Origin of the sequence: Aureispira sp. CCB-E, from assembly GCF_031326345.1 — a bacterium.
Classification (GTDB): domain Bacteria; phylum Bacteroidota; class Bacteroidia; order Chitinophagales; family Saprospiraceae; genus Aureispira.
The window spans coordinates 6,584,977-6,605,000 of the sequence record NZ_CP133671.1 but is presented as its reverse complement, the minus strand read 5'-3'; the positions used below and the strand labels follow the sequence as shown (position 1 = coordinate 6,605,000).

Genomic DNA, 20,024 nt, shown 5'->3' with positions numbered 1-20,024 from the left:
GGTGAGAGTCCCGTATTCGTAAAATTTGTAAAGAGTCAGGATCCTGAGTAGCACGAAACCAGAGGAATTTTGTGTGAATTTGCCGGTACCATCCGGTAAGGCTAAATACTCCTGAGAGACCGATAGCGAACAAGTACCGTGAGGGAAAGGTGAAAAGAACTGCTAGGAGCAGAGTGAAAAGAACCTGAAACCATACGCTTACAAGCGGTCGGAGCGAAAGTGACGGCGTGCCTTTTGCATAATGAGCCTACGAGTTACACTTCACTAGCAAGGTTAAGGTATAGAGTACCGAATCCGTAGGGAAACCGAGTCTGAATAGGGCGAATAAGTTAGTGGAGGTAGACGCGAAACCAGGTGATCTACCCATGAGCAGGTTGAAGTTGTGGTAACACACAATGGAGGACCGCACCAATATACGTTGAAAAGTGTTTGGATGACTTGTGGGTAGGGGTGAAAGGCCAATCAAACCTGGAGATAGCTCGTACTCCCCGAAATGCATTTAGGTGCAGCGTTGGAGTTAATTTGTGATGGAGGTAGAGCTACCGATAGGGCTAGGGGGAGTCAAATCCTACCAACCCCTGACGAACTCCGAATGCCATTACAAAGAACCAGCAGTGAGGCTATGGGTGCTAAGGTCCATAGCCAAGAGGGAAACAACCCAGACCACCAGCTAAGGTCCCCAAGTATATATTAAGTTGAAAGAACGAGGTGGAGTTGCTATGACAGCTAGGATGTTGGCTTGGAAGCAGCCATTCATTTAAAGAGTGCGTAACAGCTCACTAGTCGAGTGACTCTGCGCGGAAAATACTCGGGCATCAAATATATCACCGAAGCTGTGGATCGTAAGATGGTAGGGGAGCATTCTAAGGTCAGCGAAGATGTGCTGTGAGGCATGTTGGAGAGCTTAGAAAAGAAAATGTAGGCATGAGTAACGATAAAATAGGTGAAAGTCCTATTCACCGAAAGACCAAGGATTCCAATTCTATGCAAGACAGAGTTGGGTTAGTCGGGACCTAAGGCAAAGCCGAGAGGCGGCGTCGATGGCGAACTGGTTAATATTCCAGTACTTGCTGTAATTGTGAAGCAGGGACGGAGCAGGCGGTTGGCTGCGAGCTGATGGAATAGCTCGTTGAAGAGTGGACGTAGGATGTGTAGTGAAGTACGCACATCACAGGAAACTCGATAGTACTAGAAACTCTATGGAGTGGATAGATAATGCCATTAGTCATACTTCCAAGAAAAGCTGCTAAACTATAGATTACAGGAACCCGTACCGTAAACCGACACAGGTGGTCGAGGAGAGTATCCTAAGGTGCACGAGAGAATCATGGCTAAGGAACTAGGCAAAATGGGCGCGTAACTTCGGGAGAAGCGTCGCTCGGTGTAAAAACTGAGCCGCAGTGAAGAGGCCCAGGCGACTGTTTAGCAAAAACACAGGACTCTGCGAAGCTGAAAGGCAAAGTATAGGGTCTGACACCTGCCCGGTGCCGGAAGGTTAAGGAAGGGGGTTAGCTTCGGCGAAGCTCTTAACTGAAGCCCCGGTAAACGGCGGCCGTAACTATAACGGTCCTAAGGTAGCGAAATTCCTTGTCGGGTAAGTTCCGACCTGCACGAATGGTGTAACGATCTGGGCACTGTCTCAGCCATGAGCTCGGTGAAATTGAAGTATCGGTGAAGATGCCGATTACCCGCAACGGGACGAAAAGACCCCGTGAACCTTTACTATAGCTTAACGTTGTCTTTGAGTAGTTGATGTGTAGGATAGGTGGGAGACTATGAAGCTGGTACGCTAGTGCTGGTGGAGTCGTTGTTGAAATACCACCCTTCAATTGCTTAGAGACTAACCCCTGTGTGGGGACATCGTTAGGTGGGTAGTTTGACTGGGGTGGTCGCCTCCTAAAAAGTAACGGAGGCTCCCAAAGGTTCCCTCAGCATGGTTGGTAATCATGCAAAGAGCGTATAAGTACAAGGGAGCTTGACTGCGAGACAAACAAGTCGAACAGGTACGAAAGTAGGGTTAAGTGATCCGGTGTTTCTGAATGGAAGGGACATCGCTCAAAGGATAAAAGGTACTCCGGGGATAACAGGCTGATCTCCCCCAAGAGCTCACATCGACGGGGAGGTTTGGCACCTCGATGTCGGCTCGTCACATCCTGGGGCTGGAGAAGGTCCCAAGGGTTGGGCTGTTCGCCCATTAAAGTGGCACGCGAGCTGGGTTCAGAACGTCGCAAGACAGTTCGGTCTCTATCTGTTGTGGGCGTAGGAATATTGAGAAGCTTTGACTCTAGTACGAGAGGACCGAGTTGAACGAACCACTAGTGTATCTGTTGTACAGCCGTGTGCATTGCAGAGTAGCTATGTTCGGAATGGATAAGCGCTGAAAGCATCTAAGCGCGAAGCCAACTTCAAGATGAGTATTCCATGAAGGGACGTTAAAGATGATGACGTAGATAGGTTGCAGGTGGAAGCGCAGTGATGTGTTAGGGAGCCGAGCAATACTAATGACCCGAAAGCTTTCTATTTTTTAAAATAGAAGAATCTATAGCTAAATTGCTTTAGTTTATCTCCATTGTATGTTAATAAATCGGCAATAGAAATTGTTGATTAACAAGAAAAAGAAGTTCAGAACAAGAACAGAAGAAACGTCTAGAAATAGACAAAGAATAGTAGGCGGCAATAGCGAAGGGGAGACACCTTTCACCATTCCGAACAAAGAAGTAAAGTCCTTCAGCGCCGATGGTACTGCCTTATGGTGGGAGAGTAGGTCACCGCCTTCTTTTTTTTTCTTAAAAAATCTGTTGAAAAGTTAGGAACGATATGCCAAAAGCGGCGATAAGATCTATAGGATTTTATCGCCGCTTTTTTTGTTATGATAAATAATTTACCAATTTTACATGTGAATAAAAATAAGGATTCTACTAAAAAAGGAACCTTTGAAAAGATTTTTTCGTTCTTTTTTTGATTATCTTACACAAGATTGGTGAATTATTTGTTTCACCTTCATTTTTACATTAGATTAAATAGCTTTGAGATGTTCAAAAATTTGAAATCTTTATTTATAATTGAAACAACAGAGGATAATCAAAAAAAAGAGGAAGAATTAACTTCAGATAGTTCTGTCGAAAATGCAGAGTATCTTTTAGGAGAATTGGATGATTTTGATGATTTTGATGAGAAATTAGAAGCTGCGTTGAGTGGCGAAATGATTGAAAAGGAAGGGGTCATAGATAATCAAATTATTGAACAATTATTATTAGAGGTTGAAAAGAATGATTTAGAAGGCTTTGATTATTTTGAATATAAAAAAGCATTAAAAGCATTGGATAAAATGCCAATGAATGAAGTTACTAAATATCGATCTGCATTTGCGACAGCTTCAACAATGGGGGTCACTTTAGATGATCTACTAAAAAGTGCGGCATTTTACGTATCTATCCTTGATGCTGAAAATGAAAAAGTCAACACAGATTTTGAAAAAAAAATCACAGAAAGTGTCGGTAAAAAGGAAGAAGAAATAGCGGATCTTAAAAATACGATTCAAGAAAAAAAAGCTTTGATTAAAAAGCTGACAGAAGAAATCGAGACGCATGAAAACCAAATCACAGATTTAAAATATAAAGTAAAAGATGCCAAAAAGGAACTGACTGAAAACCAGAATGATTTTAAAGTTTCTTTTGATTATTTAAAATCTCAGTTTACAATAGATATTGCTAGAATGAAGGAATATTTAAAGTAAAAGATACATATCTTATGTTATGTAGTAACTCAGCAATTTGTAGATATATAGCTTCAATCCAATCTTACTTTTATTGAAAAGTTTGCCTTTATTCTTTTCATCTGAATAGTACTCAAATAAGGAAAATAGAGCTGTATATTAAGTTTATTATCACTATTATTTACAAACAAATTAGACACACTTAGAACTTATTAAAATTATGGCGACAGCAAAATTAACTCCCTTGTCAAAAATATTAATTGCAATTATCGTAGCAGGAGCAGCCTATTATGCTTATACTTTATTTGCAGGTGGAAAAACAAGTGAAATTTCATCACCAGATGGAACTTCAACAGCAACAAAAGAAGGTTATAAGGATGTAATAAATATTGGTGTTGTTACTTGGGGAGGTTATGCTGGAGGACAATATTTTAATGAAGGTTTCAAGGCTAATACTGAATCTAGGTTTTTTAAAGAGTATGGGTTTAAGGTTAATTTTGAAGTAATTGATGATTTTGATGCTTCTAGAGATGCTTTTAAAAATGGCTCTATTGATTTGATGTGGGCAACTATTGACGCCTTTCCTACAGAGGTTGAGGGATTGGCACAATATCAGCCTCAGGTTGTTTTTCAAGCAGACTGGAGTCGTGGGGGAGATGCCATTGTTGCTAGAAGAGGGATCTCAAAAGTGAGTGACTTAAAAGGTAAAAAAATCGCTGTAGCTCCAATGACTCCTTCTCATTCATTTTTGATTTGGCTATTAGAAGCAGGAGATTTATCTACCAAAGATGTGACAATTATAGAAGTACCAAGTGCAATTGATGCTGCTGATGCGTTCAAAAGTAATACGGTTGATGCTGCTGTGGTTTGGAGTCCAGATGATATTGATTGTGTCAGCAAAGTAGCTGGTTCTAGAGTGCTTGAAAGTACTAAAAATGCAACGCATATTATTGCAGATGTTTTTGTTGCTAAGAAAGAGTTTATTGAAAAAAATAAAGATCAATTAAAAGATTTGTACGAGGGGTGGATGACTGGTGCTGCTGAATTGAATGCTTCTGAAGAGAATAAGAAAAAAGCAGCTAAAATTTTGGCAAAAGGCTTGTCTCAGCCTGAAGGTTTCTGTTATGACGCTATTAATAACGTACGTCTAGCAACGCATGAAGATAACAGAGATTTCTTTGGGCTTAACACAGATTATAATGGAGTGACTGGCGAGGATTTGTATAATAAAATGAAAGTGAAGTACAATGAGTTGGGGTATAATACGAGTGGCGCAAAAAGTTGGAGATTATTATCGACCAAAGACTTAGTCAACAGCGTTGCGCTTTCTGGTGCTGAACACAAGGCAGAAGAAGAAAAGACATTTACAGAAGTGAGCGAAGATTTAGAAACCAAAGAATCTATTTCAACCCTAAAAGTTAGTATTAGTTTTAGAACTGGAGAGTACGAAATTGATGATAATGCTAAGCAACTGATTGATATTAAATTTACACCTATCGCAAAGGCTTTTTCTAATGCACGTATTAGAATCGAAGGGAATACAGATAATGTAGGTTCTACAAAATCGAATATTGAGTTGTCAAAAAAGAGAGCACAGTCTGTTGCGAACTATTTGATTGAAGAGCATAACATGCCTGCTAATCGTTTTATTATTGTAGGAAATGGTCCTAATAAACCTGTAGAAGGTTGTGAGGGAAATCAAAATAATGCTTGTAAAGCTAAGAATAGACGAACAGACTTTGAATTGGTTACTGACTAATCGCTCATTTTATGAATACTAAAAATTTATTCGAATTACGAGGAAGTTTATCTTCTAGAGATAATTTTATTCTTTCGTTGGTAGGAGTAGTTATTCTAATTGGGCTTTGGTTTGGTCTAGCCGAATTTTTAGCTCAAAAGGTGATTACTCAAGATGATAAAATTGATGTGAGTACGCTTGCTCTAGAAAAAAGAGTTTATTATGAAAGTGACTCATTATTAATTGCAGAATACGATCAATTAGAAAAGTTAAGTACTGAAGAAATAAAGAGCTATGGACTAAAGAGCAACAAAGTGTATCCTTTGTTGCCTTCTCCTATGCAAGTAATTCAGGCCTTTCCTGATCTAAATAACAACGATGATGTGGTGAGCAATACCATCTATTCTATCAAACTCAATGTCTTAGGTTATTTATTAGCAATACTTATTTCGATTCCTTTAGGGTTTTTATTAGGCTTAATTCCTCTATTTCGAGGTTTGTTTAGCCAAATTATAAATTCCTATCGTTTCATACCATTAACAGCTGTTACAGGGATTTTTATTATGTGGTTGGGATTAGGAAGCAGCATGAAAGTTACCTTTTTAGCTTTTGGTATTATTGTTTACTTGATACCTGTTATTATACAAAGAATTGACGAAGTACAAAAGGTATATCTAAATACTGTTTTTACATTGGGCGCAACCTCTTGGCAGACGGTGAGAACGGTATATATGCCTTATGTGTTTTCTAAAATAGTTGATGATATTCGAGTTTTAACTGCCATTTCATGGACGTATATTACTATTGTAGAGATGTTGAACAAAGGGGGAGGAATTGGTGAGTTGATTTGGACAGCAAAACGGCAAAGTAGAATTGATAAGGCTTTTGCAATTTTGATTATTATTGTTGTAATTGGTGTTATTCAGGACAAACTCTTTGTTCTGATAGATCGCATGCTTTTCCCTCACAAACACGTTAATAAAGTGAACAAACACTAAATATTATGGGATTAAAGTTTGAAAATACTTCAGCTGAAAATTTGATAGAATTAAGAGGGGTTGATCAGTCCTATGGCGATACAAAGATTATTGAGAATTTAGATTTATTAATAGAAAACAAGCCCATGCAAGGACAATTTGCTTGTATTTTGGGCATGTCTGGATGTGGAAAGTCTACCATACTGAGATACATTGCAGGTTTGCAACAACCAACTAAGGGAACGGTGTTGGTAAAGGGAGAACCTGTCAGCGCTAATAATAGAGTAAGTATGGTTTTTCAGCAATACTCCTCTTTGCCTTGGATGACGGTTTTGGATAATGTTAGCCTTGGTTTACGATTTCAAGGTGTTCCAAAAAAGGAACGAGATGAAAAGGCAATGGAAATGATTCAACTGGTTGGTTTGGAGGGGCATCATGATAAATATGCACAATATCCCAATCTGTCGGGAGGGCAATTGCAGAGAATTGCGATTGCTAGAAGTCTAATGTCTAATCCTGAAATTTTGTTAATGGATGAGCCGTTTGGCGCATTGGATATCAAAACTAGATTGCAAATGCAAGATTTACTGATTGGAATTTGGGAAAAGTTTAATCCAACCATTCTTTTTGTAACACATGATATTCAGGAGGCAGTATACTTGGGGGATGATATTTTTATTATGAAGCATGCGCCATCAAATTTCGTTAAAAAAATTCATGTAGATTTACCATTCCAAAGAACAAGGGCAACAAAGCGTTTGCCTCGATTTGATGAATTGGTGCATGAGGTAGAGGATGCAATGATGCAGATTGATACAGAATAAGGTGGTCGAGCCTAGGAGACTGTTGTTTAGAAATAGAAGATTGGGACGAAGTTGATACAAGTACTTAAAGTACTCTTTAATCTCAATTAATGTAGATAATGTCTATAAAACGATATCGCCCAAGATGGTTCTTTCCGTCTTGGGCGATGTTGTGAGGAGCTATTGATAGTAATCAAAACAAGGTGATTTCAGAAATAAAATCCTTCGATTGTTAGCAAATATTACCATTTGGTAAAGGGCAAAAAACGAGGAACTGTTTTTTGATACTCCTTATATTCAGGATATTTTTTGGTAGTAATACTTTCTGAAAAGTCAGAGCTGCTTTTGAATAAAATAACGAGTAATAAAGCCCCTGCAATACTCCAGTTTAAAATTTCACCTGTTGCGACAATACTGAAGCAATAGAATACAATCCAAATGGCTTGTTCTGCCATATAGTTAGGATGCCTCATAATGCCCCAAAGTCCCGTTCTAATAAAACCGTGTGCATATTCTCCAAGTTCTTCATTGGCATTGATACGACGGTATTTTTCGGTCTGAAAAACCCATTGTTGTTGATCGGCAATAGTTTCTATAATAACAAAGAAGATAAATAAGGCTGCCAACAAATAATCAGTCCAAATAAGACCAGTAGGAGCCGCTTCGCTCAAACCAGTTAAAATAGGTAACGTAAATAAGTAAATCAGGGTCATTTGGTAGGCACAAATAAAGAAAAGATTGAAGAGAAACCAAATTGCCTTATTATTAAAGCCTGGTCGTTGGCGCAGGACTTCCCAACGATAGTCTTCTTCTCCTTCCCAAAACTTGATGGAATATCCACCTCTACGGGCAAAATTTAAAGATAAACGGATGCCCCAAATAGTTACTAAAACGGACATCAGAACCATACGGCTGTCCCAACCTCCTGCATAAGTAATATACCAAGCATAGACAATTGGTATGATGCTCCATAATTTATCGACTTGGCTATTATTGCGTGCTAATTCTCCGACAATAAAACAATAGGCGGTAGCACCAATTAAAATATAAGAACTATCCCAAAGAATCATTTCTTGCAGTTCGGTTAGCGGAGTCCCATAGTTGAAGGCTACATAAGGAACAACCAAAAGTGTAAAGATTAAGATAATTATCGTAACTAACATTTGATTATATTTTATAGTTTTTGGATAAGGTTTGCTCAGGGTAAACAACTAGTAAATCTATACAAAACTTTTGGGATAGGGGAGTATTGAAGTTAAAAAATGCCATTAGAAGATATTTCTAATGGCATAATAAATCGTATAGAAGATTTCTATTTTTGTCGGAAGAAAAAGACAACGGGTGAACCTGTGAAGTTAAATTGTTCCCTAAATCTATTTTCTAAATAGTTTTTATAAGACTCCTTAATGTGTTTTGGGTAATTACAAAACATGGCAAACGCAGGATAAGGAGTATGTATCTGTGTTGCATATTTGATGCTAATAAAATGACCCCGATGCGGTGGTGGTGGATGTGCAGCAACAATTTCTTGCACGAACTCATTTAGTTTAGAAGTGCTGATACGAGTCGCTCTATTTTGATATACTTCTAAGGCAACATCGATTGCTTTGTAAATACGTTGCTTTTCTAATACAGAAATGAATACAATTGGTACGTCATTGAATGGCGCAATACGTTCTCTAATTTTATCTTCAAAATCTTTTGCCGTATTGGTTTCTTTATTTTCTACCAAATCCCACTTATTGACCAAAATAACAATCCCTTTGTTGTTCTTAATAGCCAAACGGAATATATTCAAGTCCTGTCCCTCAATCCCTTTGGTTGCGTCCAGCATCAAAATGCAGACATCTGCATTTTCCAAAGAGCGTACAGCACGCATTACTGAGTAAAACTCCAAGTCTTCAGAAACATTTTTCTTTTTGCGAAGCCCTGCTGTATCAATTAACAAGAATTCTTTGTCGAATTTGCTGTATTTAGCATGAACACTATCTCTAGTTGTCCCAGCAATCTCGGTAACGATACTACGATCTTCTTCTAACAAAGCGTTGGTGAACGATGATTTTCCTGCATTGGGTCTACCAACAATAACAAACTTAGGAAGCTCGTCTTCGACCAATTCTTCTTCAGGAAGAAGTCGTATGACTTCATCCAACAAATCTCCCGTACCACTTCCTGAATTAGAAGAAATAGGAAACATTTTGTCAAAACCTAAAGACCAAAATTCATGCGCATCCAAATGGCGGGCACTGTTGTCTACTTTGTTGACAACCAATAATACTTGTTTTTTGGTACGATGCAAGATTTCTGCAAGATGCTCATCCAAATCGGTGACACCTGTGTTGACATCTACAACAAAAAGAATGACTTGCGCTTCTTGAATTGCAGTATGAACTTGAGTGCGAATAGCTGCTGCAAAGTCATCTTCTGAGTCTCCAATAAAACCTCCTGTATCTACCAACATAAACTGTTGACCATTCCACTCTGAAGAACCATATTGACGATCTCTAGTGACGCCACTAACATCGTCTACAATAGCTTTGCGCATCCCTAGCATTCTATTAAAGAAGGTCGATTTACCAACATTGGGGCGACCAACAATAGCTACTAAATTGCCCATTATAAATGTTTTAATTTTTCTTGGTACCTTATTATTATAAGGTAAGTAATCGTTCAAAAAAAAATAATCCCATTTTTTGTTCTTATTTTTTCTGACCACTTACTTAGTCAGTAAATGCACCAAAAAAATGATTTTTTTAATATACTTTGAACCTAAAAAAAGCCATCCCGAATCAGGTTCGGAATGGCTTTTTATCATTGGTAGTGTAATTATACTACATGAATGAAGGTACGATTCTTGTATCCTTTTTTGAATTCAACGATACCATCTTTTAAAGCAAAGATAGTGTGGTCTTTACCTATTCCTACACCATTACCTGGGTGGAAGCTAGTACCTCGTTGACGTACGATGATATTTCCTGCAATAGCCGACTGGCCGCCAAACAATTTGACACCAAGACGTTTACTTTTACTATCACGTCCGTTATCCGTACTACCTACCCCTTTCTTATGAGCCATGATTTATACTTTTTATAAGTTATTGACTTAAGGTTAAATAATAAGATCCAGCATTATGCAATGCTATCAATTTTGATTTTTGTGAATTGCTGACGGTGTCCGTTTTTGCGACGGTATCCTTTGCGGCGTTTTTTCTTGAACACGATGACTTTATCACCTTTTACTTGCTCAAGAACAGTAGTGTTTACTGTTGCTGCCACACTAGGAGTTCCTACTTGGAAGTTTCCTTCCTTCGCTACGAGGAGTACTTTGTCGAAAGTAACTTTATCACCCTCAGCAGCTTCTAAGCGATTTACGAAGATCTCTTGTCCTTCGCTCACTTTGAACTGTTGTCCTTTGATTTCTACTATTGCGTACATTTTTTTAATTAAATTGTTATCTACAAATCACAAATAGGTCACAAAGATAGTCTTCTTTGGGAAAGAATCAAAAAAAATGTAAGTAATTAGTGTTTTTTTTGAGAATTAACTCAAAAATATCGTTTAAAACCCAAATAGAGGACTTGGAGGAAAGAGCTTTTAAATAAAAGCTAGCGTTTGAATAGCAAATACCACAGCTAACACTATCTCGTCAACTGTGGCAAACTCTAATTAACCAACATTCTATAATCCTCTTGTTATTTGACGGTTAAACTATATTGTTCTGTTGGATTCAATGGGCAAAAATAGATGTACTCCCCTTTTTTTAAAGTAACTTTTTGTGTCAATGAGGATTCGCCATCTTTGATCGTTTTTTGCACATATCCTTCTTTTATATGATGTTTTTGTTCTGGTTTACCTTTGGGAGCTATGACAAAGCCTATTTCGTGATCTACCCCAACATTTGCAATTTCGAATTGATATGTTCCTGCTTCTAAAGTTAAACTTTGAACCGTAAACTTACCAGGTGTTTGCTCTAATTTTATCACTGGAGTTTGCATTGCGTCTTGTGCAAAACCCAAACTAACAAAGCCCATAACCAAAATAACGATTGCAAATAATTTATTTTTCATTGTAATAAGAATTTAACTGAAGTTGTTAGGTATTGTATCTTCTGAATTTGAATTCAATAACAGGTGTTAAGACCAGCAACTTCATGATTTAATAATGTGTATTTGAATTACTTAATACAAAGGTGAGACATTATGCTTGCTTAGAGTTAGGCTTCTTTTCCCTAGAAGTTGGCTAAATTACCTTTGTTATTAAAAATTAATAGCTGAACCCCAAAAGCAACCTGCATTATGGGTAGAAAAGCCTTTAGTTGAATTAGCTAAAAAATTTTTAATTACAATATTTTGTATAAGGTGTGGTAGAATAATACTAAAGAATTGCTACTAGATTTTCTCTTTAAAAACAATATTTCAAAAAGTGAACTTCGCACAAGTGTATCTTTTGATTAATAATGAATTATGAGGGAAATGAAATGAGAATACTATGGCAATTTATCGAATTATAAGTTTATACTTAGGTTTATGGTGGGTGCTTGGTTGCCAAGCACCTGCTGAAGAAAGGATACTCGCAAGGAAGTCTGAAAATGCCTTTGTTGATACGAATGTTTTACCCTTGCAGGAAGATGCAATAATGTCTGATGCATCAATTTATGGAGACTTACCAGATAGTGTTGTTGCAGAATTAAAACTAATGGATAGTTTATTGTTATTATCAGATGCTAAAATTAAGAAAATAGCAGCAGAAAAAGAATCACTAGAAACGGCTTATTGGTTAGATATAGCTGCTTTGGATACTGTTTCACTAGAACATTGGGAGGATTTGAAATCAGGACATTTCAAACAACAACAACTCTCTTTTGACAATGTGCAATCGATTTATCAGAGCAATTTTAAACAAGTGAAGCAGTTGTTGGCTACCCAAGGAATTTATTCTTTTGATATAGATCTATATTTACGTGCCTTTAAAGAGGAAGGAAGGCTGGAGTTGTGGGCAAAACCTAAAACTAAAAAACATTATACATTAATTACAAGTTATCCTTTTTATCAAGGCACGAGTCGTTTGGGACCTAAGCGCCGTCAAGGAGACCACCAAGTTCCAGAAGGGATATATTATATTGATTATTTTAATCCAGAGAGTACTTTTAAGATTTCATTGCGATTAAACTATCCCAATGCTGCAGATAAGATTAGAAATGCAAAAGAGGCGGATTTGGGAGGGGCAATTTGTATTCATGGAACGGACGCTTCTATCGGTTGTTTGGCGATTACAGACTTAAGAATTCCTAACGTATATATTTTAGCAACAGAAGCAAAAGATAAAGGTCAACAAGAAATTCCAATCCATATTTTTCCTACTCGTCTAACATGGGAAAATATGGAAGCATTGAACAACCGTTTTGCCGATAACAAAGAATTTAGAGATTTATGGGCAAGTATGGCACCTATATATACCTATTTTGAAAAAAATCAAGCATTGCCTAATATAGAAATTACGGCAAAAGGCATTTATAGTCTAAAATAAGTTAGCATACCAGCATAGGATTTTTAATGTCAATCAATTATCTAATTTTGTTGTGCTATATTCACAATAATGTGTATTTTTGATAGAAGAACCGCCCCTTTCTTATCATATAAATATACAAAACAAACATGAAAAAATACCTACTACTGAGTTTGATCTCTTGCTTAATAATTGGATCGAGTTTTGGACAAATTACGTACACGTCGATTAGTTTTCCGCAAGCTGGCGATATTCTTTCGATTTCTACTGCTGTAGATTCTTCCCTAACGATTACCCCCCCTAGTGCCACTGCAACCGCTTGGGATTTTTCGCAACTGGTGGCCATAAATACCAATTATGATACGATACAGGCTGCCTCAACAGGCGGTTTTTATACGCAATTTTCAGATGCAGATATTTTACAGCCACTTCTAGGGCAAGTAGGGGTAGCCTATACCGATGTGACCGCTACTCAAATGGAACGTATAGGAGGAGGTTTTGAGATATTAGGAATTTCTTTTGTCAATGCTTTTGCCAATACGCATGTTACACAGGTAGTTCCATTAACGTATAACGACATGGCATCTGATGTATATGCATTTCGATTTAGCGAACATATTGATAGCGTGCCTTTTTTGCGCCAATTAATTGATTCTTTAGTAAGTGGATTGCCATTTGGTTTGAGTCCTGATTCTGTTCGAATTGCAATTGATGGAGATGAAGATAGAGTTGTAGATGCATGGGGAACTTGCGCTATGGCAGACAGTACTTATGACGTTTTGCGTCAAAAAGTAGTGACAGAGTTTGAGGTGAAATTTGAAGTAAGCGTGAATGTACCTTTTTTAGGAAACCAATGGGTTAATGTTGCCAATTTTATACAACTGCCTTTCCCTACCAGAGGAACAACAGTACAATACAATTTTTTGTCCGAAGGCGTAAAACAACCTTTGGTAAGCCTAACCTTGGATAGTGCAGAAACAATGGTGACTAATATCGAGTTTTTGGATACCACCATCAATAACCCACCAAACACCATTGATGTTCGTTATGTGGAAGATGAAATTGCTGCGCAAATTTATCCAAACCCTGCGCAACAACAGGTGCAAATAAAAATGAATGCTGCTGATTTGCCTACTGATGGTTATAACTTATTGTTGGTAGATATGTTGGGACGGGTTGTTTTGTCAACATCCAACATTCAAAATGAGAATCATGTAGTAGATATACGCACTATTGAGAATGGCCATTATATTCTGGTCTTGCAAAATCAAGTCGGTAAAATACTTAAACGAGCAACCCTCGAAATACATAAGTAATAATTACTCGTAAGAGAATAAACAGTCTGCTAGCTAGGCAACTATAAAGTGAGATAGCAGGCTGTTTATTGTATTCAATAGTTAGCTTTGTTGCTATGTATTGTAATCAAGCAGATTAATCCCAAGTATTGTTTTTGGACATCGCATATTTTCCTGCTCCTGTAAAAAACAAAGCAACTGCACCAAACAAATAGAGTCCTAGTAATTCAATGCCCCAACCTCCATGTTGGTTTAAAGTGAAAATATCTCCCATGTGTACCAATAAGATTGCTACCAAACAATTGAAGGCATAAATAGCCGCTGCTATTCGAGTTCTAAAGCCAGCTAAAATAGCGATAGGAGCAAGAACTTCTCCGACTATAACTCCATAAGCAATAAAGGTTGGAATTCCTTTGTCTGCTAAAACGCTTTCAATAAAGCCCAGACCTCCTCCTAGTTTTCCAATACCATGCAACAACATTAAAACTCCGATAGAAATTCTAAGTACTAATAATCCTAGATCTGTGTTCTTTTTCATGTTCTTTTTTTTTTGATAAGAGGTAGAACTAATAGACCTTAATTGATCAACTAGCTTCTCTGTTTTTGAAAATTATTTTTTGAATGATCGCTTGATTTTTTAATAATTAAAGACAACTTTGAAAATGCTATATCTTTAATAGCCAAAAATCTATGAGCAGAAAACAAAGGTCTGAAAAATAAATAAGAAAAAAATTGAACTAGATTAAGAAATCATTTGGTACGTCTATTTCTTAAAATACTCAAAAATTCAGGTGTGATGCCCAAATAGCTTGCAATGTGTTTTTGAGTGATTCGTTGAACCAAGTGAGGATACTGGTGGATAAAAAAATCATAACGTTCTTTTGCGGTAAAGGACAAACTTTGAACAATTCTATCTTGCTGCCCAATAACAGAGTTTAAAAATAAAGCATGAGAGTACTTCAAAAAGCTAGGAACTTCTTCTATTAAAATTTTCCAGTTTTTACTGGTTATAGCCAAGACAGTCATGTCTTCTAATGCTTGAATACTAAAAGTAGCAGGGCTGTTGTTGATAAAGCTCTTTAAATCCCCTGCCCACCAATTTTCTACTGGAAAAAATGAATTGTGCTCTACTCCATTGTAATCGGTAATGTATACTCGTGCACAACCTTGAATTACGAAAAATTCGTATCGGGCTAAATTTCCATACTGAAGCAAATGCTCTTTTTTTCTAAACTGTTTTTGTTCAAATTTTTGTAAAATCACTTCCAATTCATTGTCAGGAATAGAGACTTGATTTTTTAGATGTTTGATTAATGGCTCCATTGTATTTACTTATTTGGTATAATATAATGATAGCCAGCTAAATTTTTACTTTTTTAGCAAGAAACATAAAAAGCATCTAGTATTAAATAGCTACTATCTTGCATTTCATGAGCGTTACGCAATTAATCGTCAGTATTTTAAGGTTCAGAAGGCTTGGATGGTATGCTGTTGATTATTAGTGTGATACAGTTTTGAGAAAAAACAGTGCTCTAAGGAATAAATCTCTTTTTCAACCAATCTTTTATTCATTTGATTTTTATTCTCAAAATACTTATTTTTGATGCTCTTTTACGCAGAAGAGTTACAATTATACGATTGTAGATATTCATCAAATAAGTAAATTAATAGTTCGTTGAAACCACGCAGTAACAGTGAACCGAGCTATGCGAGCTCACGACTGTAGGGAGTAACAAAGCTAACTAAAAGCAAAGCGCTCACGCAGTACCACGAAGTAGCAGCGCAGCTAACTAAAAGCGCAGCGCTCACGAAGTAAACTAATATGAATGTGTTTTTTTATCTTTTTGGTAAAAAAATCAACGAACTACTATAAATTGTAACGATTATAAACAAAGTAAGCAACACATTAGATTAAAAAGTATGATAAACAGAATAGCTCAGGCATTAAACTTAAGTCCAAAGCCAGTAGAAAATGTCATTGAATTATTTGAGGATGGAGCAACCATTCCATTTATTGCACGTTATCGAAAAGAAGCAACAGGGAGTTTAGATGAGGTAGCCATCATGGAAATTTTTGAAGAATGGGAACGTCAAAAGGATATTTTGAAACGTCAGGAATCTATTCTAAAAACAATTGAAGCACAGGAAAAACTGACACCTGAATTAAAATCTAGAATTGAACGTACGTTTGATTTGACAGAGTTGGAAGACATCTATTTGCCATACAAAAAGAAACGCCAAACTCGTGCCGCAAAAGCTAGAGCAAAAGGATTAGAGGGATTGGCAAAATTACTTTTGGAACAGCGAATTGGTAATGTATCGAAAGAAGCACAAAAGTTTGTAAAAGGAGAGGTAGTAGATGTTGATGATGCTTTGCAAGGGGCAAAGGATATTATTGCAGAATGGATCAATGAGGATGAAAAAGCTAGGAATGCTGTTCGTCGTCAATTTGAACGATACGCTAAGAGTGTCGCTAAATTGGTAAAATCAAAAGAGGAGGAAGCCATAAAGTATAAAGATTACTTTGAGTTTGAAAAATCTTTGGATAGAGTACAACCACACCAGTTGTTGGCGATCTTGAGAGCTGAAAAGGAAGGCTTCTTGAAAGTAAACATAGAGCCAGAGGAGTTCCGTCCTCTAGAGAGTTTGGATAGAATTTATCTAAAAGGTGGCAAGGACGAAGTAGAGGATGTGGTAGCCGATGCCATCACAGATGCTTATAAGCGTTTGTTGAAACCATCTATTAGCACAGAATTTAGAAACAAAGCAAAAGAAAAAGCAGACGAACACTCTATCAATATATTTGCGACCAATTTGCGTCAATTATTGTTGGCTTCTCCTTTGGGACAAAAGCGTATTTTGGCCATAGATCCAGGTTTTGCAACAGGATGTAAAGTAGTGTGTCTTTCAGATACAGGAGACTTAAAAGAGCATGCGGTAATTTATCCTACACCACCTCGCAACAAAACAGCAGAAGCAGAACGTATTCTAACTCGTTTGGTTCAAAAATATAATATTGAAGCGATTGCTATTGGTAATGGAACAGCTGGTAGAGAGACAGAAGCTTTTGTACGTGGCTTGAAATTTCCGAATAAAGTAGATGTATTTTTGGTAAACGAGAGTGGAGCTTCTATTTATTCTGCATCAGATATTGCTCGCAAAGAATTTCCAGATGAAGACATTACAGTGCGTGGCTCGGTATCTATTGGTCGTCGTTTGGCGGATCCATTGGCTGAGTTAGTGAAGATAGACCCTAAATCGATAGGAGTAGGACAATATCAGCACGATGTAGACCAAAAGAAATTGCAATCCAAACTAGATGCTGTCGTAGAGAGTTGTGTGAATGCTGTAGGGGTTGATTTGAACACTGCCAGTGAGCATTTATTGACGTATGTGTCAGGGTTGGGGTATAGTATTGCTCGTAATATTGTGGCGTATCGCAAGGCAAATGGTTCGTTTAAAAGTAGAAAAGAATTACTTGATGTGCCTCGCTTGGGAGCCAAAGCATACGAGCAAGCAGCTGGGTTTTTGAGAGTTAAAAATGCTAAAAATCCATTGGACAACACAGCCGTACATCCAGAGTCATACCCTTTGGTTAAGCAAATGGCTAAAGACCTTAAATGCAAGGTAGAAGACTTAATTGCAAATGCAGAGTTGCGCAAGCAAATTGATTTGCATACTTATACTTCTGAAAAAGTAGGTTTGCCAACCTTAAAAGATATTCTAGGAGAGTTAGAAAAACCAGGGCGTGATCCTCGTTCTACACGCCAAGTCTTTTCTTTTGCTAACATTAGTACAATCGAAGAACTAAATTCAGGGATGAAATTGCCTGGAATTGTAACGAATATTACGGCTTTTGGTGCTTTTGTAGACATAGGAATCAAAGAAAATGGGTTGATTCACAAATCAAAAATGAGTCACAAATTTGTAGACGACCCAGCGACTGTATTAAAGCTTGGACAAGAACTAGAAGTAACTGTAATGGAGGTAGATTTAGGACGCAAGCGAATTCAATTGTCTTTAATAGATTAATTGGATCCTAGTATCCTATATTTAGCTAAGTATTGTAATTAGGCTGCTTTATTTTAAACTTGTATTGCAAAGAATAAGTTTAAAATAAAGCAGTTTAATTTTTACATTACTCCATTAAAAAATCAATGGAGATTCGTTTTACAATGTTTAGCTAACTACTAGTTTTATATACCTCTAATTATTTACTTAATGGGTATTTTGATGGTATACGTACGGTTTTCTGTGTTGCTCAAGGTTGCATCCAATAACCAAGGATTATATAACTTGAGCATTCGATAAGAAATATGGTGTTTCTGAGCATAGGCAGCCAGATCAGGGATATTGCCTTTTTCCGTTATTGCCTTGAAACGAGGCATTGGAGGATAGAGATCTTTTTGAGAAAGCTGAAAACCATAGGTCTCTGGAGCTTGCATAATGGTTTTTATAGCCATAATTCTAAGAATATAACGAGCTGTTTCAGCATTTAAATCCAAATCAAAATAGCTTGTTCCGCCTTGCTTTTTTAATTGCTTTCTGAGTCCAAGGCTTCCCATATTGTAAGCAGCAGCAGCTAATGTCCAAGAGCCTAATTGTTGGTAAGCCTCTTTTAGATACTGACAAGCGGCAACCGTTGCTTTTTCTAAGTGATAGCGTTCATCTACCTCCGCATTAACTTCTAATCCTCGTTCTTTGGCACTTTGAGGCATAAATTGCCAAAATCCTTTGGCACCAGCAGGAGAAGTGGCGTTGGATAATGCTGATTCGGCTACTGCCAAGTACTTGATGTCATCAGGAACGCCTTGTTGGGCTAAAATAGGTTCGATAATAGGAAAGTATCGATTCGCCTTTTTTAGAAATAGTAGTGTAGATGAATGACGAAAACAATTGGCAATTAATTCACGGTCAAAGCGCTCTTTGGCATCAAAATTATCCATAGGCAAAAGTTCTCCAGCAAAATCAACTTGTTCAGGAATAGGAGGTGCTGTAACGCCATCTCCTGTTGGAAGGTTTGTTGCTGTTTGGGGAGCTTGAAAGCTGAAAAATGAAAATAACAAACCTATGACAGGAAGCAGTAAAAATAAACGAAAAGCAGTATGTTTTTGAAATGATTTATTTTGAGCGATCATTTTGATACGATTTAATGTTAATGAATGACTAAAATGGTTGCTAAAAGCAAACTGATTGGATAGAGAGGCATATTTGGCAATGAGTTGTTGATACTGTATCGCATCTACTCCTTGATCAATAAGTACTTGATCTACTTGATACTCATGCACCTCAATTAGGTTTTTTCGGAACCAATATATAAAAGGATTAAACCACTGAAAAAGACAAACAATTTCGGTTAGAAAACGGTCAATACTGTGTTTTAAATTAGCATGGATACACTCATGCTGGACGATTAATGTTTTGTCTTTCGATTCCCAAATATTTCTACTAATTAAAATATAATGCAAAAAGGTAGCGGCATAATTGGGTTGATGGAGTAAGACGAAACAATGACCATCTTTTCTTATGTTATGGTGACTAAAAACAGCACAAAAAAAATAAAACAATTGAATTAAAAAGCGACCACTTACAATGCACAAACCTAGCCCATACAATACAAGCAACCAGTAGATTTTGGGTTGGTTAGAAGAAGAGGGGTTCGCAATTTTTTCTGGTGAAGCAGTAGCACTAAGTATCGAGTCTTTTGCCCCAATCAAACTTACAGTAGGCACTATTTCGTGTGCCAAATCATCTTCGGTTAGACTGTATTGTTCTGTAATCTGTGTGACAAAAAGTGTATCAAAGGTGAAGGAAAAATCAACATTTGATTCAACTTTAATAAAGGGTAAAAGCACACTTATTATTAGTATAAATAATAGGCTGATTCGCCGTATACGTATAGATGTTTTCTGACGAATTGCCAAGTAATAAATAATTGTGAGCAAACTTAGTGTTGAAGCAGAAACTAAAAGGCATCGCATTAAGTCCATAA

The 20,024-nt window shown here is 37.1% G+C and carries 15 protein-coding genes and 2 rRNA genes (1 of these 17 running past the window's edge); 9 read left to right on the top strand and 8 right to left on the bottom strand.

Features of this window, described 5'->3' with window-relative positions:
* The 6 genes from QP953_RS25615 to QP953_RS25590 all read left to right on the top strand — a co-directional run.
* Positions 1-2,522 (top strand): 23S ribosomal RNA (locus QP953_RS25615) (it extends 346 nt beyond the left edge of the window).
* Between the two features lie 144 nt (positions 2,523-2,666).
* Positions 2,667-2,777: ribosomal RNA gene (rrf, locus tag QP953_RS25610) — 5S ribosomal RNA — on the top strand.
* 266 nt (positions 2,778-3,043) lie between these two features.
* Positions 3,044-3,736, top strand: a complete 693-nt coding sequence (locus QP953_RS25605) for a hypothetical protein (protein WP_309553346.1) — start codon at positions 3,044-3,046, stop codon at positions 3,734-3,736.
* 199 nt (positions 3,737-3,935) lie between these two features.
* Positions 3,936-5,474, top strand: coding sequence for a phosphate ABC transporter substrate-binding/OmpA family protein (locus tag QP953_RS25600; protein ID WP_309553345.1), 1,539 nt, complete (start codon positions 3,936-3,938; stop codon positions 5,472-5,474).
* Positions 5,475-5,485: 11 nt separating this feature from the next.
* Positions 5,486-6,451, top strand: coding sequence for an ABC transporter permease (locus QP953_RS25595; protein ID WP_052597784.1), 966 nt, complete (start codon positions 5,486-5,488; stop codon positions 6,449-6,451).
* Between the two features lie 5 nt (positions 6,452-6,456).
* Entirely contained in the window at positions 6,457-7,254 is a 798-nt protein-coding gene (locus tag QP953_RS25590) for an ABC transporter ATP-binding protein (protein WP_052597783.1), read from the top strand.
* A 221-nt stretch (positions 7,255-7,475) separates the two neighbouring features.
* Here QP953_RS25590 and QP953_RS25585 read toward each other — a convergent pair whose 3' ends face one another.
* The 5 genes from QP953_RS25585 to QP953_RS25565 form a co-directional block, all read right to left on the bottom strand.
* Positions 7,476-8,396, bottom strand: a complete 921-nt coding sequence (locus QP953_RS25585; protein WP_052597782.1) for a DUF1295 domain-containing protein — start codon at positions 8,394-8,396, stop codon at positions 7,476-7,478.
* A 149-nt stretch (positions 8,397-8,545) separates the two neighbouring features.
* Positions 8,546-9,850 carry a ribosome biogenesis GTPase Der gene (gene der, locus QP953_RS25580; protein WP_052597781.1) on the bottom strand — a complete coding sequence of 435 codons (1,305 nt, stop codon included), beginning with the start codon at positions 9,848-9,850 and terminating at the stop codon, positions 8,546-8,548.
* A 209-nt stretch (positions 9,851-10,059) separates the two neighbouring features.
* Complete coding sequence (gene rpmA, locus QP953_RS25575) at positions 10,060-10,308, bottom strand: 50S ribosomal protein L27 (protein WP_052597780.1); 249 nt, start codon at positions 10,306-10,308, stop codon at positions 10,060-10,062.
* A 53-nt stretch (positions 10,309-10,361) separates the two neighbouring features.
* Positions 10,362-10,667: a 50S ribosomal protein L21 gene (rplU, locus tag QP953_RS25570; protein ID WP_052597779.1), complete on the bottom strand. Its 306-nt coding sequence runs from the start codon at positions 10,665-10,667 to the stop codon at positions 10,362-10,364.
* 257 nt (positions 10,668-10,924) lie between these two features.
* Positions 10,925-11,299: a cupredoxin domain-containing protein gene (locus tag QP953_RS25565; protein WP_052597778.1), complete on the bottom strand. Its 375-nt coding sequence runs from the start codon at positions 11,297-11,299 to the stop codon at positions 10,925-10,927.
* Between the two features lie 421 nt (positions 11,300-11,720).
* On the opposite strand from QP953_RS25565, the gene QP953_RS25560 reads away from it, so the two are divergent.
* Together QP953_RS25560 and QP953_RS25555 are read left to right on the top strand one after the other, a co-directional pair.
* Positions 11,721-12,758: a L,D-transpeptidase family protein gene (locus QP953_RS25560; protein ID WP_309553344.1), complete on the top strand. Its 1,038-nt coding sequence runs from the start codon at positions 11,721-11,723 to the stop codon at positions 12,756-12,758.
* Between the two features lie 128 nt (positions 12,759-12,886).
* Complete coding sequence (locus QP953_RS25555) at positions 12,887-14,053, top strand: T9SS type A sorting domain-containing protein (RefSeq protein WP_309553343.1); 1,167 nt, start codon at positions 12,887-12,889, stop codon at positions 14,051-14,053.
* Positions 14,054-14,168: 115 nt separating this feature from the next.
* On the opposite strand, the gene QP953_RS25550 is transcribed toward QP953_RS25555, so the two are convergent.
* The gene (locus QP953_RS25550) at positions 14,169-14,570 is read right to left on the bottom strand and encodes a DoxX family protein (protein WP_052597775.1); all 402 of its coding nucleotides are present in this window, start codon (positions 14,568-14,570) and stop codon (positions 14,169-14,171) included.
* Positions 14,571-14,782: 212 nt separating this feature from the next.
* Positions 14,783-15,355 carry a Crp/Fnr family transcriptional regulator gene (locus QP953_RS25545; RefSeq protein ID WP_309553342.1) on the bottom strand — a complete coding sequence of 191 codons (573 nt, stop codon included), beginning with the start codon at positions 15,353-15,355 and terminating at the stop codon, positions 14,783-14,785.
* A gap of 597 nt (positions 15,356-15,952) precedes the next feature.
* Here QP953_RS25545 and QP953_RS25540 point away from each other — a divergent pair.
* The gene (locus QP953_RS25540) at positions 15,953-18,064 is read left to right on the top strand and encodes a Tex family protein (protein WP_052597773.1); all 2,112 of its coding nucleotides are present in this window, start codon (positions 15,953-15,955) and stop codon (positions 18,062-18,064) included.
* A gap of 182 nt (positions 18,065-18,246) precedes the next feature.
* Here QP953_RS25540 and QP953_RS25535 read toward each other — a convergent pair whose 3' ends face one another.
* A complete protein-coding gene (locus QP953_RS25535; protein ID WP_309553341.1) occupies positions 18,247-20,022 on the bottom strand; it encodes a M56 and MltD domain-containing protein in 1,776 nt (591 codons plus the stop codon).
* Between the last annotated feature and the right edge of the window lie 2 nt (positions 20,023-20,024).